This is a genomic window from Streptomyces sp. NBC_00287, from assembly GCF_036173105.1.
Taxonomy (GTDB): Bacteria; Actinomycetota; Actinomycetes; order Streptomycetales; family Streptomycetaceae; genus Streptomyces.
In genome coordinates this window covers 6129722-6144956 of record NZ_CP108053.1, presented here as the reverse complement: position 1 = coordinate 6144956, position 15235 = coordinate 6129722, and the positions used below count along the sequence as shown (strand labels likewise).

Here is a 15235-nt window from a genome sequence, read left to right as displayed (position 1 = left end):
TAAGGGCGGCTAGGACAGCCGCACGCGCGGGTCGATCACGGCGTACACGGCGTCGACGACGATGTTGCACATCAGGATCACGGCGGCGGCGAAGAGCATCACGCCGAGCAGCAGCGGGAGATCGCTGAACTGCACCGATTCCACCGCGAGATGCCCGAGTCCGGGCAGTCCGAAGGTGTACTCGGTGATGATCGCGCCGCCCAGCATCGAGGAGAGGTCGATGCCGAGGATGGTGACGATCGGGATGAGGGAGCCGCGCCAGGCGTACCGGAAGAAGACGTACCGTCTGCTCATGCCCTTGGCGCGGGCGGTGCGGACGTGTTCCTCCTGGAGCTGTTCGATCATCGACGAGCGCGCCATACGGGTGTACTGCGCGGCGAAGATGGTGGACAGGACGACCCAGGGGATGATCAGCCCGGTGAACCAGGCGACGGGATCCTTGGTGAGTTCGGTGTAGCGGGGTTCGTCGAAGATATGGGTCTGGTACACCAGGATGGCCATGGCCAGCGGGCCCAGGAAGTAGATCTGCATCGAACTGAGCACCATGGAGCCCGCCGTGAACGACTTGTCCACCAGTGTTCCGCGCCGCCAGGCGGCGATCATGCCGGTGCCGAGCCCGACGAAGAGGAACACCACGGTGGCGCCGAGCGCGAGCGAGACGGTCAGCGGCAGCCGGTCCAGCAGCGTCGACCAGACCTGCTCGTTGGTGTGGTACGAGTAGCCGAAACAGGGGGCGGGGCAGGGCCCCTGGGAGAAGTCGTCGCGGCCCATGACGATCCCCTGGATGAAGATCCAGAACTGCTCGGGGATCGACTTGTCGATGCCGAGTGTGCGGTGGATGTTCTCCAGCGCCTCGGGCGTACACGTCTTGCCGCACATCAGCAGCGCCGGGTCCCGGGGCATGCCGAAGAAGAGCAGGAAGGCGACGACGGTCAGCAGGATCAGGATCACGATCGAGCCGAGGATCCGGCGGAAGAGGAAGCGCAGCATCTCAGTGGCAGCTTTCGGACTCGAAGGCCGTGCGGCGCGGTGCGCCCCGTCACGGGACGGGGCGCACCGGGCACCGCGGTCGGGAAGGGGTTACTTCACGAACAGCCGGCGCGGGTCGACGCCACCGATGACGTCGTCGTACACCAGGCCACCGATCTTGGAACCGGCGATCTGGGTCTGCTTGTAGTACGCCGTCGGGATGTTGGAGACGACGTCCTTGACGATGTACTCGTTGATCTTGTTCCAGGCCTCGGCGGCCTTCACCGGGTCGGTGATGGTGGACGCCTTGTCGATGTCGGCGTTGACCTTCGGGTCGTTGATGTGCGAGTAGTTCGAGGCGCCGTCCTGGATCTGGCGGCCGTCGTACAGCGGCGGGATGACGGTCGAGGCGCTCGGCCAGTCGGCACCCCACGCGGTGTGGTAGATGTCGAAGTTGTTCTCGACCTTGGAGACCTGGTCGTAGTAGGTCTCGGCCGGGATCTCCTGGCGCTGCACATCGAAGCCGGCCTTCTCCAGGCCCGCCGCCATGGCGGTGGAGTACTGCTGGCCCTCGGGGGTGTTGATGTAGCCGAAGGTCAGCTTCAGGCCCGACTTGCCGGCCTTGTCCAGCAGTTCCTTGGCCTTGGCCGGGTCACCGGCGGGCTTCTTCTTCTTGCCGAAGGGGTCGAAGGCCGGGTCGTAGCCGGTGACGGTCGGGCTGATCAGACCGCCGGCGACCTCACGGGCCGCAGTGCCGCCAGAGGCTCGCACGAACGGGGTGATCGGGAGGGCATAGGCTATGGCCTCCCGGACGGCTTTGTCCTGCATCTCCTTGTGAGACAGGTTGATATTCATTTGGCCCACGTACGGCTGGTAGCCGGAGATGGTGCGTGACTTCATTGCCGAGTCGCCGAGCACCTTGGACAAGTTGCCCGCGTCCACCTCGTTATTGAAGCTGATCGCGGTCGCGTTGGTGCCGGAGTCGTCGAGGATGGCCTTGGTGGAGTCCTCGAACTGCTTGTTGAACTGGAAGTTGAACTGGTCGACGTACTGGCGGCGGATCGGGTCGGTCTTCGCGTCCCAGTTGGTGTTCTTCACCAGGACCATCGACTTGCCGGACTTGAACTCCTGGATCTTGTACGGACCGGCCGTCATCGGCTCCTTGTCGTACTTCTCCTTGGTGTCGTTCTCCTCGGAGACGATCGAGTAGCCCGCCATGGCCAGCGCGTACGGCAGGTCCGGCTTGGCGGACTTGAACTTGAACAGGATCGTTTTGTCGTCCGGCGTCTCCAGCACCGTGTCCGGCAGGTGCTTGCCCTTGTAGGGGCCGTCCTTGAGCAGGCTCCGGTACTCCGCGCCCGGAGTGTCGGCGAGCCACTGCTGGATGAACGTCGGGCCGTTGGAGATGAACGGCGCGAAGAGCCGCTCGAAGGTGTGGCGCACGTCGGTGGCGGTGATCGCGGAGCCGTCGGCCCACTTGATCCCGTCCTTCAGCGTGAACTTCCAGGTCTTGCCGCCGTCCGTGGTGGTACCGGAGTCGGTGGCCAGGTCGCCGACGACCTCGTGCTTCTTGCCGTCGTCGCTGGTGGCCTTGTAGCCGGTGAGGCCTCTGTGGATCAGCTGCGACAGGGCCATCTCGTCGGAGACGTAGATCTGCCCGGGGTCGAGGTGCGCGAAGCTGTCGCGCTGGAGCACGGTGATCGCGCCGCCCGGCTTGGCGCCGGGGACCTCGGCGGCGGGGCCGGTCGAGGCTTCGGCGTCGCCGAACTCGATGCCCGACTGCTGCCGTTGGGCGTTCTCCTTGTCTTCCTTGTCGTTGCCGGTGCCTTCACTGCCGCCCTCGCTGCAGCCGGTGAGCACAAGAGCTCCCGCCGCGAGCAGGGAGATCGCGGCGTACGCGTGGCGTCCACCCTTACCCATCACTCAATTCCCACCCATCTATGTGTTCACCAGTGCCGATGAAGTGCTGTCCGGCGACGGTCGTGTGTCGTCGGCCGGAGGTCGGGCGAGGACGCCCCTCAACGTGTCGGTCAGCGGGCCGTCTTGGGGTCGAAGGCGTCCCGGACCGAATCCCCGAGCAGGTTGAAGGCCACGATGAAGATGATCATCGAGATGCCCGGGAAGAACATGTAGGTGATGTCGTTCTGCATGACGAGCTCGGTCGCCGCCTTGGAGAACATCTGGCCCCAGTCCGGGGTCGGTTCGACCAGACCCACGCCCAGGAAGCTCAGACCGGCTTCGGCGGTCACAAAGTTCGGCAGCATATAGGTGGCCTGCACCAGGATCGGTGTGACCACATTGGGCAGGACCTCCTTGCGGATGATGCGGCCCGGCGGCGCGCCGCTCACCTTGGCGGCCTCGATGAACTCCCGTTCTCGCAGGGCCAGTGCGGTGCCGCGCAGGATGCGCGCGAGGCTCATCCAGCCGAGCACCCACATCACCGAGATCAGCGCGACGACCCGGACATAGACCGGGGTCTCGTCCCGTGGGCTGACGAACAGGGAGACCACGACCGGCATGCTCGCGATGAAGAACAGCTGGGAGGGGATGGCGAGCAGGAAGTCGATCACCCGGCTGATCACATAGTCCGTCTTGCCACCGAGGTAGCCGGCCGCGACGCCGAGGACGATGCCGGTGATCACGGTGGCCAGGGTCACCGCGAGCGAGATGCCCAGGGAGTTGCGGATTCCGTAGAGCAGCTTGGTGAAGACGTCGTAGCCGTTGCCCGGTTCGAGGCCGAACCAGAACTCGCCGCTGATACCGCCGTTGGGCTGCACCGGCACACCCGCGCTGTCGAACAGTTCCGGGCGCTCGTCGGCGTACACCGTGTACGGGGTCTTGCCGTACAGCTTGGCGATCAGCGGGGCGAGCAGTCCGACCGCGAAGAAGAAGATGACGACGTACGCCGAGATCACGCCGGTGCGGTCGCGCTTGAAGCGGATCCACATCAGCTGGCCGGGAGACCGGCCGATGAGTTGCTCGTCCTCGGGCTTCGTCTTCGGCTCTGGTTCGCCATCGACGACGACCGAACTCCCGCCGCCCTCGATATCGATGGGACTTGTCACAGTTCGTCCGTTTCACAGGTGTGGGTGTGCCGAACCCACGACCGGCGCAGGGTGTGCGTGGTCGCGGATCGGATCATGAAGAAACGTCGGGGCACCCCGAGGCATGCGGAAACCGCAGCCGGACGCGCGTAGTTGAACGGCGGTTCTGTCCGCCGGTCACCACGTCAGCGGCAACTGCCCCGCGCGGAACGTGGATCGACGAAAACGGACGGCATGACCCACCTGGTGCGCATGACACCGCACATGGGTTCCTCCTCGTGACTCAACGCGTTCACCGACAGGAGGGGGTACATGTCTTTCCTCCGACACCCCTGACGGAGGGTCAGACACCCCCTGGTGCTCGTGAGTCGGCGCTGTCCCCACAGCGCGAGACCCATTGACCCGAGCGCTACGCGGCTAACTATCTGCCATGTGCCAAGTACCGACCACTGTCTTTAAATCTCAATTCAGTCACAGCTGGCGCGTAGACCTTCCAAAATCTGGACAAAGCGTTCGCCCCGAGAAGGGCGCGAAACGGACGTGTTACATGGCTATCGGGCGAGGATCTCCGCATTACGGACAGTCGGGGGTCGAAAAACCGGTTGCAGAAAGCCCGGATCCCCTCACCATGAGGGGATCCGGGCTCAAGTGCCGGTGCTACAGGGCGGTTCAGCCGTGCTTGGCGCGGCTCGCGGCGCGGGCGCGCTCGCGGGCGTCCAGGTTCACCTTGCGGATGCGAACCGCCTCCGGGGTGACCTCCACGCACTCGTCGTCACGGCAGAACTCCAGCGACTGCTCCAGGGAGAGCTTGCGCGGCGGGACGATCGCCTCGAACGAGTCGGCCGAGGACGACCGCATGTTGGTGAGCTTCTTCTCCTTGGTGATGTTGACGTCCATGTCGTCGGAGCGCGAGTTCTCGCCGACGATCATGCCCTCGTACACCTCGGTGCCCGGGTCGGTGAACAGCACACCGCGCTCCTGAAGGTTCGTCATCGCAAAGGCGGTGACGGCACCGGCGCGGTCGGCGACCAGGGAACCGTTGTTACGGGTCTGGAGCGTGCCGAACCAGGGCTCGAAGCCCTCGTGGATGGAGTGGCCGATGCCGGTGCCGCGGGTCTGGGTCAGGAACTCGGTCCGGAACCCGATGAGACCGCGGGACGGCACGACGAACTCCATGCGGACCCAGCCGGAGCCGTGGTTGGACATGTTGTCCATACGGCCCTTGCGGACACCCATGAGCTGCGTGACCGCGCCCATGTGCTCCTCGGGCACGTCGATCGTCATGCGCTCGACCGGCTCGTACGTCTTGCCGTCGACCTGCTTGGTGACGACCTGGGGCTTGCCGATGGTCAGCTCGAAGCCCTCGCGGCGCATCTGCTCGACCAGGATGGCGAGCGCGAGCTCACCACGGCCCTGGACCTCCCAGGCGTCGGGACGCTCGGTGTCGAGGACACGGAGCGAGACGTTACCGATCAGCTCGCGGTCGAGGCGGTCCTTGACCTGACGGGCGGTGACCTTGCGGTCCTTGACGGCCGCCTTCGCGTCGGCGCCCTTGCCGGTGCCGCCGCGGCCGACCAGCGGGGAGGTGTTGGTGCCGATGGTCATGGAGATCGCGGGCTCGTCGACCGTGATCAGCGGCAGCGCGACCGGGTTCTCCGGGTCGGCCAGGGTCTCACCGATCATGATGTCCGAGATACCGGCGACGGCGCAGATGTCACCGGGTCCCGCCACCTCGGCGGGCTTGCGGGTGAGCGCCTCGGTCATCATCAGCTCGGTGATACGGACGTTGCTGATCGTTCCGTCACGCTTGATCCACGCGACCGTCTGGCCCTTCCTGAGCTCGCCCTGCTCGACACGGAGCAGCGCGATACGGCCGAGGAAGTTGTCGGCGTCCAGGTTGGTGACATGGGCCTGGAGCGGGGCGGCCTCGTCGTAGATCGGGGCCGGGACGTGCTCCAGGATGGTGGAGAAGAACGGCTCCAGGCTGGTGGAGTCGGCGGGGACGGTGCCGTCCTCCGGCTTGGTCAGCGAGGCGATGCCGTCACGGCCGCAGGCATAGACGATCGGGAACTCGATCTGGTCCTCGTCGGCGTCCAGGTCGAGGAAGAGGTCGTACGTCTCGTTGACGACCTCGTCGATCCGGGAGTCCGGCCGGTCCGTCTTGTTGATGCAGAGGATGACCGGCAGCCGCTGCTGGAGCGCCTTGCGGAGCACGAAGCGGGTCTGCGGCAGCGGGCCCTCGGAGGCGTCCACGAGCAGCACGACCGCGTCCACCATCGACAGACCGCGCTCGACCTCACCGCCGAAGTCGGCGTGGCCGGGGGTGTCGATGATGTTGATGGTGATGACGTCGCCGCCATCCTTCGGGTGGTACTTGACGGCCGTGTTCTTGGCCAGGATCGTGATGCCCTTCTCACGCTCCAGGTCGTTCGAGTCCATCATGCGGTCGTCGAGGGACTCGGCGGCGTGCGCGGCGAAGGAGCCGGCCTGCTTGAGCATGGCATCGACGATGGTCGTCTTGCCGTGGTCGACGTGGGCGACGATGGCGACGTTACGGATGTCGTGGCGCGTGGCCATATTGCGGCGTTCTCCCGGAGTGTGAGGACGGCCTGCGCGTACATCAGTGTTACGCGGGCCCTGCCGGGCTTGACATGCCACGGCCTCACCCCATGGTACGGGGCTGCGGGTGCGGAGGCGCGCCGGGATACATCGGTGCAGGTGGGGATGGGTTTACGGGGCCGACGGCGGCCGTCGGCCCCCAAATATCACCCCTACTTCTTCGACGGGCCGGCCGCCGGCCGCGCGCCCTTCTTCAAGAAGCCCATGTCCTCGTACACCGGGGTCTGGAAGCCGAAGGCGCCCGCGTTCACCAGGTTCTTCTTCGCCGCTGTCAGCTGGGGGCGCTGGTAGAGGGGGATCGAGCCGGCCGCTGCCCAGATCCGGGAGTCCGCCTTGCGGATGAGGCTCTTTGTCTCGCCCTCGTTCAGCGTGGAGACCGCTTGGTCGAAGAGCTGGTCCACATGGTCGGTGCCCACCCGGGTGTAGTTCTGCTCGACGTTCAGGGAGCCGTCGGCGGCCGGGACCGGCTTGGCGTAGATCGGGCGGGCGTCGGTGGCGGGGAAGGCGGAGGCCGGCCAGGAGTACAGGGCCAGGTCGTACTCGCCGGAGGCGATGTGGTCCTTGAAGTAGCTCTCGTCCGAGACCTTGGACAGCTCGGTGCGGATGCCCACCCGGTCCAGCATGCGCCGGATGCGTTCCGCGACCGTCCGCAGGCTCTCCGAGCCGGGCCCTGAGGGGAGCACGAAGCGCAGCGTCAGCGCTTTGCCGTCCTTGGCCAGCGCCCTGTCCGGGGCGCCCGCCGGGGCCGCGGTGCCCTTGGGGGCGTAGGCGCCCGGCGCCCCGCCCTGCTGCTTCAGGTCGTGCCGCTTCTTCTCCCGGTCCGCCTCGGCCGGTGCCTTGTCGTCGTCGCCGACGATGTACGTGCCGTCGTCGCCGTCGTCGCCCCCTTCGGACTCCTCCTCGCCCTTCTTCTCGGCGTCCTTCTTCCCTTCCGCCCCCGCCGCCTTCTCGCCCTTCTTCTGCTTCACCGGGCCACCGGGCACCCACCCGGCGTCCGCCAGCAGCGCCTGGGCCTCCGCGGTGTCCTGGCCGCCCAGCGCGCCGCTGTTGTCGGCGTAGGCGGCCTGTCCGGCCAGCGCCAGGTGGCTGCCGACGGGCTCCGCGGGCAGCCCCAGCGGCTTCAGGACGGCACCGGCGAGCTCCTTGCGGTCCAGCGCCCGGGCCACCGCCCGGCGGACGCGCTCGTCGGCGAGCGGACCGTCGGCGCCGTTGAGGGCGAGCTGGGTGAACGCGGGCTCCAGCGAGCGACGGACCTCGAAGCGCCTGAGGGCCTGCTGCTGACGGTCGTACTTGGTGAGCGCCTTGCGCTGTTCCTTCCGCGCGCTGTTCTCCTCGCCGTACAAGGGCGTCGCGCCCTGCAGCGGTGTGCTGGTGCCCTTGCCGCCGGCGCGGGCGGCGAGGCCGATCCGGCGGACCGTGTCGGGGTCGATCTCGGCCAGGTCGAGCGTCCCGGCGGCCAGCGCCTGGGCCCGCTCGTCGCGGGGCACGGCGCGCAGCACGATCTCGTTCAGCTTGGCCGGACTGCCCCACCAGCGCGGATTGCGGGCCAGGGTGATCTCGTCGTCCTTGCGGTCGACCTTCTGCACGGCGAACGGCCCGGCGGTGACCTTGAGCTTGCGGCGGGCGCCGTCGTTGAAGGCGTCCGGGGTGCCCATGACGTCCTTCGGGTACAGCGGCGAGAACAGCGAGCGCCAGTCGGCGTACTGGCGCTCGAAGGTGACCTTGACCTCCAGGTCGTTGGCGCCGCGCTCGATCCGCTCGATGCGGTCGTAGCCCGCGTTGCGCGCGGTCCAGTACGCGGAGTCCTTGCCGGACAGGGCCCGCCACTGGGCGGCGAAGTCGGCGGCGCCGATCTCCCGGCCGTCGCTCCAGACGGCCTGCTGGTTCAGCTTGTACAGCACGACCTGCTTCGGCTCGGTCTCGACGACCTTCGCGGTCTCCAGGTAGTCGGGGTTGATCTCCGGCCGCCCGCTGGCGTCGAGGCGGTACATCGACGGCAGGACGGCCTGGGCGACCCGGGTGGTGGTGGCGTCGGCATCGGCCTGGAAGGTGTTCAGGGTCTCCGGCACGGCGTCGACGGCCCAGCGCAGGGTGCCGCCGTCGGCGACCAGGGAGCGGGCGGCGGGGGCGATGTCCTGCTCCGCGAGCGGCTTGCCCGCCGGATCCTCGGAGGCACAACCGGCGAGCGCGAGCGCACTGACGCTGAGAAGAACGACCGAGCGCATTACCGCGCGCGGTCCGGGGCCGTCGTGGGACATCTCTGCTTACCTCCGGGAGCCGCGGGGGGTTATGATCACGTTTGGCGGTATATGGAGCTGATCACATCTATGCGGCCACTGAAGAGGAAAGGGTTCGGCAACGGGCGGCGACACGGCGAGCCACGCCGGGAACCCCACCCGTGCGGCGCAACGCACCGCGGGATGCACCTACGCGCCTCGGCCAATCGGTGCACGTCCCTTCACAGCGACAGGTGTGACGCGCAACACTCGCAGGCGCATGAACGTTGCCACCCACGGCCGCACGGCCGACGGAAGCGAGGTCACGTCATGTCCGTGCACGACGACCTGACGTCAGTCCAGCGGTGCCTCGACGACCTGAACAGGTCCGTGAGCCGACTGGAACAGCAGCTCGGCAGCGGCGGTCTGGACATCCGCCGCGTCCGCACCGACTGCGATCACCTGCGCGAGAGCGTGGCCCTGCTGCGCGCGGCGGCCTCCGCCCCCGCGACTCAGAAGCGCCCCGATCTCGTCACCATCCCCGACACCCCATACGACGACTCTCTGTGGATCGACACGGACGACGAGGGTCTAGGCGCCCGGGACCGACGAGCCCCCTGAACCCGAACCGACCGGAGTCAAACCTTGGCCACTGGTACGGAACCCCATCTGAACAGCGGCGGTGTACGAGCCGGTACGCGCGCCGCGATCTCCGCCCCGCATCTGCGGACCGACCGCTGGTGGCTGGCGCCCGCCGTCACCGCGGCCGGTCTGCTGGCGTTCATCGTCTACTCGACCTGGCGCGCCTTCGCCAACGCCGACTACTACGCGGCGCCCTATGTCTCGCCGTTCTACTCCCCCTGTCTCGCGGAGAACTGCGAGCCGATGAGGAACGGCCCCAACTGGGAGATCTTCGGCGGCTGGTGGGGCATCTCCCCCGCCATCATCATCCTGATCTTCCCGCTCGGCTTCCGGCTGACCTGCTACTACTACCGCAAGGCCTACTACCGGGGCTTCTGGGCGTCCCCGCCGGCCTGCGCGGTGGCCGAGCCGCACCAGAAGTACAGCGGTGAGACCCGCTTCCCGCTGATCCTGCAGAACATCCACCGGTACTTCTTCTACGCCGCGATCCTGGTCGCCGGAATCCTGACGTACGACACCGTGCTCGCCTTCCGCGACGAGCACTACGAGTGGGGCCACATGGGCCTCGGCACCCTGGTGTTCCTCGTCAACATCGTGCTGATCTGGGCGTACACGATCTCCTGCCACTCCTGCCGGCACATCGTCGGCGGCAAGCTCAAGCACTTCTCCAAGCACCCCGTGCGCTACCGGATGTGGACCTGGGTCGGGAAGCTCAATGCCCGTCACATGCTGCTCGCCTGGGCCTCGTTGGTGAGCGTGGCGCTCGCCGACTTCTACGTCTATCTCGTCGCGTCCGGTGCCTTCGACGATCCGAGGTTGTTCTGATGTCCGTGGTGGACCGGCAGGAGTGGGACGTCGTCGTGGTCGGCGCGGGCGGCGCCGGACTGCGGGCCGCGATCGAGGCGCGCGAGCGGGGCGCCCGTACGGCGGTGATCTGCAAGTCGCTGTTCGGCAAGGCGCACACGGTGATGGCCGAGGGCGGGATCGCGGCCGCAATGGCCAACGCCAACGAGCACGACAACTGGCAGGTCCACTTCCGCGACACCATGCGCGGCGGCAAGTTCCTCAACCAGTGGCGGATGGCCGAACTGCACGCGCAGGAGGCCCCGAACCGGGTGTGGGAGCTGGAGACCTGGGGCGCCCTGTTCGACCGTACGAAGGACGGCCGGATCTCCCAGCGCAACTTCGGCGGCCACGAGTACCCGCGCCTGGCCCACGTCGGCGACCGCACCGGGCTCGAACTGATCCGCACCCTCCAGCAGAAGATCGTTGCCTTGCAGCAGCAGGACTTCAAGGAGACCGGGGACTACGAGTCCCGCCTGAAGGTCTTCCAGGAGTGCACGGTCACCCGGGTCCTGAAGGACGGCAATCGAGTCTCCGGTGTCTTCGCCTACGACCGTGAGACCGGCCGTTTCTTCGTCCTGGAAGCCCCCGCCGTGGTGATCGCCACCGGTGGCATCGGCAAGTCCTTCAAGGTGACGTCGAACTCGTGGGAGTACACCGGCGACGGCCACGCGCTGGCGCTGCTCGCGGGCGCGCCGCTGCTGAACATGGAGTTCGTGCAGTTCCACCCGACGGGCATGGTCTGGCCGCCGTCGGTGAAGGGCATCCTCGTCACCGAGTCGGTGCGCGGCGACGGCGGGGTGCTCAGGAACTCCGAGGGCAAACGGTTCATGTTCGACTACATCCCTGACGTCTTCAAGGAGAAGTACGCCGAATCCGAGGAGGAGGGCGACCGCTGGTACGACGACCCGGACAACAACCGGCGTCCCCCTGAGCTGCTTCCCCGCGACGAGGTCGCCCGTGCGATCAACTCCGAGGTGAAGGCGGGCCGCGGCTCCCCGCACGGCGGGGTCTTCCTGGACGTGTCGACGCGGATGCCCGCCGAGGTGATCAAACGCCGACTGCCGTCCATGTACCACCAGTTCAAGGAGCTGGCGGACGTGGACATCACGGCGGAGGCGATGGAGGTCGGGCCGACCTGTCACTACGTGATGGGCGGCATCGCGGTCGAGTCCGACACGGCGGCCGCGCGCGGGGTGCCCGGTCTCTTCGCGGCCGGTGAGGTCGCGGGCGGTATGCACGGCTCCAACCGGCTCGGCGGCAACTCCCTCTCCGACCTGCTGGTGTTCGGGCGCCGGGCGGGCTGGCACGCGGCCGAATACGCGGCGGCCCTCGCCTTCGAACGCCCCGAGGTGGACGACGTCCAGGTCGACACCGCGGCGGCCGAGGCACTGCGCCCCTTCTCCGCGGAGAGCCCCGACGAGGCCACGCCGGAGAACCCGTACAGCCTCCACCAAGAGCTCCAGCAGACCATGAACGACCTCGTCGGCATCATCCGCCGCGAGGGCGAGATGGCGCACGCCCTTCAGAAACTGGCCGAGCTGCGAGTACGCGCCCGGCGGGCCGGGGTGGAGGGGCACCGCCAGTTCAACCCCGGCTGGCACCTCGCGCTGGACCTCAGGAACATGCTGCTGGTCAGCGAGTGCGTGGCGCGGGCCGCGCTGGAGCGCACCGAGTCACGCGGCGGCCACACCCGCGAGGACCATCCGACGATGGAGCGCACCTGGCGCAACATCAACCTGCTGTGCCGGCTGGCCGACCCCACCGGCGGCCTCGCGGCGACCGACCCGGAGCGCGGCCAGATCGACCTCACCCGGGAGACCACCGACCCCATCCGCCCTGACCTGCTCGCCCTCTTCGACAAGGAGGAGCTGGTCAAGTACCTCGCCGAAGAGGAGCTCTACGAGTGAGCAGCTACGAGGCCCGCTTCAAGGTGTGGCGGGGTGACGTCGGGGGCGGCGGCCTGGAGGACTTCAAGGTCGAGGTGAACGACGGCGAGGTGGTCCTCGACATCATCCACCGCCTCCAGGCCACCCAGACCCCGGATCTCGCCGTCCGCTGGAACTGCAAGGCGGGCAAGTGCGGTTCGTGCTCGGCGGAGATCAACGGTCGGCCGCGCCTGATGTGCATGACGCGGATGTCGGTGTTCACCCGCGAGGAGACGATCACGGTGACGCCCCTGCGCGCCTTCCCGGTCGTCCGGGATCTCGTCACGGACGTCGGCTTCAACTACACCAAGGCGCGCGAGGTCCCGGCCTTCGTGCCGCCCGAGGGAGTCGGCCCCGGCGAGTACCGGATGATGCAGGAGGACGTGGACCGCTCGCAGGAGTTCCGCAAGTGCATCGAGTGCTTCCTGTGCCAGGACACCTGCCATGTGGTCCGCGACCACGAGGAGAACAAGCAGGCGTTCGCAGGACCGCGCTTCCTGATGCGCGTCGCCGAACTCGACATGCACCCACTGGACGCCGCCGCCGAGTCCGGCCTGGACCGCAAGAGCACCGCCCAGGACGAACACGGCCTCGGTTACTGCAACATCACCAAATGCTGTACGGAGGTCTGCCCCGAGGGCATCAAGATCACGGACAATGCGCTGATCCCGCTGAAGGAGCGGGCCGTGGACCGCAAGTACGACCCGCTGGTGTGGCTGGGCAACAAGATCCGCAGGCGGACCTAGGGATCAGGTCCGCGCCCGCAGATACCCCGAGTGGGCCACCTGGCCGAGGAACTTGAACCGGGTGTCCGTGGTCATGTGCTTCTCGAACGCCTCCTTGATCCCGGGCCACTTGGGGTGCCCGAAATCGTCGAGTACGACGATCCCGCCCGGCGCGACGATCTGCTCCGCCCACTCCAGGTCCGCGGCGACACCGGCGGCGGAGTGATCGCCGTCGACGATGACCACGCCGTAGGGCCGGTCGGCGACCAGCGCTCTGACCTCGGGGTCCTCGGAGAAGCCCTGCTGGATGCGGGCGGCGGTGCCGGCCGCTCCGGCGAGGCTCAGATTGGTGCGTACGGCGGCCAGGTTGACCGGGGTGCCGGAGGCGTCGGTGCCCATGGTGGCGCCGGGCTGGAGCTGGGTCCCGGCGAGGGGATCCACGATGGTCAGGCTCGGCTGCCGTCCCGCGCGCTCCATCATCCGGATGAGGGCGGCGCTGAACATCCCGTACAGGGTGCCGATTTCGAGGACCTCGTCGGTCGGCGGGTCGAGCAGCGGTACGGCGGAGAGCTTGCCGACGATGTTCATCGTGCCGCCGGCGATCCGTCCGACGCCGAGCGCCTCCATCGCGATGAGCAGCCGGAAGGCCTGGGCCACATTGCGCTCGCAGGCCGCTCGGTCGGCGCCGGTGGCCTGCTCCAGCTCCATGATGGTGCGGTTGAGATGGGGCGCCGAGGGCAGCCGGGACGCGCCGCGGCCGGTGCCGTCGAAGAAGAGCTCCAGCGGGCGCTGGCGGTTTCGCAGCGTCCTCAGTTCCTTCTGGAGCGCGTCCTTCGAGGAGACCTCGATATGACGGCGGACCTCCCGTTCGATGCGCTGGTCGATCAGCTGCACGAGCGGGCGCAGGGCGCGTCGGGCGGCTTTGCTGGTGATTAAGGCTCGCATGGTTGTTTGGCCTTCACTGGAAATGGGAGATGTGGACCGTAGGTCGTGCACAGGCCATTCACAACAAACAGAACCGCGCAATCCGGCAAAGCACAAATGACGTCTGCCCGACGAAGCGGTTACATATTCGGTGCCCATCCCTTCCGGTACGCGGTCCAGTCGCCCGCTTCGGCCGCGAAGTCCACGTACAGGGCGACGCCGAAGCGCTCCCGGTCCGGGTCGGTGCGGGACAGGCCGAGGCGGGTACCCCGTACGGCGGCGGAGACGGTCTCGGCGGACTCGTGGTGACCGATGTCGCTCTCGTGGAAGAAGGGCAGGCCCATCAGCAGGTCGGTGGTGGGCGGGGTGACCTCCAGGGCGAGGGAGGTCTGCTGGGCGACATAGCCGCCGTACAGGCTCTCCAGCGGCATGGCGGTGTCGTACGACATGACGGCGATCTGGTCGACCCTGCTCGCGACCTCGCCGAAGAACTTCTGCGACCACCACTTGGGGTGGCCGGTGAGGAATCCGGCGACCGAGTGCAGGGCGGGGAGCGGGTCTATCTGATGGGCGGCGACCGAGAGGGGGACGTCGCGGGCTTGTGTTTCGCGGTGCAGGGCGTCGAGGAGGGTGAGGTAGTCCGTGTCGCCCGAGTGGAGGGGTTCCAGGTCGAAGTGGGCGCCGTCGAATCCGGTGTCGAGGATCTGACGGGTCGAGGTGGCGACGGCTGCGCGGGTGGCCGGGTTCTCCAGGTGCAGGCCGTCCGGGCCCTCGCCGGCGAGTTTGTCGCCCAGCCAGGCCTGGACGCGGATGTGCGGCGCTTGTTGGTGTACGGCGCTCAGGAACCAGCGGGCGCGCGGGTACTTGGTTTCCGGGAGGGTGCCGTCGTGGTTGAGGGGGCCTGCGTGGACGTAGACGTCGCGGATGCCGGTGGTTTTCAGGCGGTGCACGAGTGCGGTGACGTCCGCGTCGCGTTTGCGGCCGTCCATCCAGGCGTGGCCGAGCCAGATGGCGTCGCGGTTTCTGGTGTACGTGCCGTCCTCGGGGTCGCCCGTGTAGTTCAGGCGGAGGGCCAGGGCGGCGGTGAGGGTGGGGAGGAGCAGGGCGAGGGTGAGGGCCAGGGCGGTGCGGGTGGCTCTGCGGCGCCATTTCTTGGGCTTCCGCGGCTTCTCCGGCTCCTCCGGGGCCGTCGGTGTCGCAGCGGACTCAGGGGGAGTGTCGGAGCCCTCGGTCTGCTCCTGCGTCTCCTGGTTCATTCCCGTCCCCTTGTCTCGCGTTCTGCGCTCCACCACGGGTCATCCCGGTCGCGCTGAGGCATTGCTGCT

The 15235-nt window shown here is 67.7% G+C and carries 11 protein-coding genes; 4 read left to right on the top strand and 7 right to left on the bottom strand.

All coding sequences use genetic code 11. The features are described from left to right. Positions 1-9: 9 nt before the first annotated feature. From OHT76_RS28140 to OHT76_RS28120, 5 genes are all read right to left on the bottom strand, one after another. Positions 10-990, bottom strand: a complete 981-nt coding sequence (locus tag OHT76_RS28140) for an ABC transporter permease (protein ID WP_328873654.1) — start codon at positions 988-990, stop codon at positions 10-12. Positions 991-1080: 90 nt separating this feature from the next. Beyond that, entirely contained in the window at positions 1081-2889 is a 1809-nt protein-coding gene (locus OHT76_RS28135) for an ABC transporter substrate-binding protein (RefSeq protein ID WP_328873653.1), read from the bottom strand. Between the two features lie 110 nt (positions 2890-2999). Further along, positions 3000-4034 carry an ABC transporter permease gene (locus OHT76_RS28130; RefSeq protein ID WP_328873652.1) on the bottom strand — a complete coding sequence of 345 codons (1035 nt, stop codon included), beginning with the start codon at positions 4032-4034 and terminating at the stop codon, positions 3000-3002. Between the two features lie 648 nt (positions 4035-4682). Next, positions 4683-6590, bottom strand: coding sequence for a translational GTPase TypA (gene typA, locus OHT76_RS28125; protein WP_328873651.1), 1908 nt, complete (start codon positions 6588-6590; stop codon positions 4683-4685). Between the two features lie 194 nt (positions 6591-6784). Further along, positions 6785-8890, bottom strand: a complete 2106-nt coding sequence (locus OHT76_RS28120; RefSeq protein ID WP_328873650.1) for an ABC transporter family substrate-binding protein — start codon at positions 8888-8890, stop codon at positions 6785-6787. Positions 8891-9178: 288 nt separating this feature from the next. Between OHT76_RS28120 and OHT76_RS28115 the strand changes: the two genes are divergently transcribed. From OHT76_RS28115 to OHT76_RS28100, 4 genes are read left to right on the top strand one after another with little or no spacing between them, the layout of a single operon-like run. Next, positions 9179-9469 (top strand): hypothetical protein, encoded by a 291-nt coding sequence (locus OHT76_RS28115; RefSeq protein WP_328873649.1) that lies wholly within the window; start codon positions 9179-9181, stop codon positions 9467-9469. A gap of 24 nt (positions 9470-9493) precedes the next feature. After that, entirely contained in the window at positions 9494-10315 is an 822-nt protein-coding gene (locus OHT76_RS28110) for a hypothetical protein (protein WP_328873648.1), read from the top strand. Next, the gene (locus OHT76_RS28105) at positions 10315-12243 is read left to right on the top strand and encodes a fumarate reductase/succinate dehydrogenase flavoprotein subunit (protein ID WP_328873647.1); all 1929 of its coding nucleotides are present in this window, start codon (positions 10315-10317) and stop codon (positions 12241-12243) included. Before OHT76_RS28110 ends, OHT76_RS28105 begins: the two co-directional genes overlap by 1 nt. Beyond that, positions 12240-13007 carry a succinate dehydrogenase/fumarate reductase iron-sulfur subunit gene (locus OHT76_RS28100; protein ID WP_328873646.1) on the top strand — a complete coding sequence of 256 codons (768 nt, stop codon included), beginning with the start codon at positions 12240-12242 and terminating at the stop codon, positions 13005-13007. The genes OHT76_RS28105 and OHT76_RS28100 overlap by 4 nt, the downstream gene beginning before the upstream one ends. Before the next feature lie 3 nt (positions 13008-13010). Here the strand turns inward: OHT76_RS28100 and OHT76_RS28095 are convergent, their stop codons facing one another. Together OHT76_RS28095 and OHT76_RS28090 are read right to left on the bottom strand one after the other, a co-directional pair. Further along, positions 13011-13931: a class I SAM-dependent methyltransferase gene (locus OHT76_RS28095; protein WP_328873645.1), complete on the bottom strand. Its 921-nt coding sequence runs from the start codon at positions 13929-13931 to the stop codon at positions 13011-13013. A gap of 119 nt (positions 13932-14050) precedes the next feature. Next, positions 14051-15166, bottom strand: a complete 1116-nt coding sequence (locus OHT76_RS28090) for a hypothetical protein (RefSeq protein ID WP_328873644.1) — start codon at positions 15164-15166, stop codon at positions 14051-14053. Positions 15167-15235 lie beyond the last annotated feature (69 nt).

What these genes read in the sequence shown, in the direction of transcription:
- OHT76_RS28140 (WP_328873654.1), bottom strand. Translation starts at nt 990, where the DNA reads ATGCTGCGCTTCCTCTTCCGCCGGATCCTCGGCTCGATCGTGATCCTG.
- OHT76_RS28135 (WP_328873653.1), bottom strand. Translation starts at nt 2,889, where the DNA reads ATGGGTAAGGGTGGACGCCACGCGTACGCCGCGATCTCCCTGCTCGCG.
- typA (WP_328873651.1), bottom strand. Translation starts at nt 6,590, where the DNA reads ATGGCCACGCGCCACGACATCCGTAACGTCGCCATCGTCGCCCACGTC.
- OHT76_RS28120 (WP_328873650.1), bottom strand. Translation starts at nt 8,890, where the DNA reads ATGTCCCACGACGGCCCCGGACCGCGCGCGGTAATGCGCTCGGTCGTT.
- OHT76_RS28115 (WP_328873649.1), top strand. Translation starts at nt 9,179, where the DNA reads ATGTCCGTGCACGACGACCTGACGTCAGTCCAGCGGTGCCTCGACGAC.
- OHT76_RS28105 (WP_328873647.1), top strand. Translation starts at nt 10,315, where the DNA reads ATGTCCGTGGTGGACCGGCAGGAGTGGGACGTCGTCGTGGTCGGCGCG.
- OHT76_RS28095 (WP_328873645.1), bottom strand. Translation starts at nt 13,931, where the DNA reads ATGCGAGCCTTAATCACCAGCAAAGCCGCCCGACGCGCCCTGCGCCCG.
- OHT76_RS28090 (WP_328873644.1), bottom strand. Translation starts at nt 15,166, where the DNA reads ATGAACCAGGAGACGCAGGAGCAGACCGAGGGCTCCGACACTCCCCCT.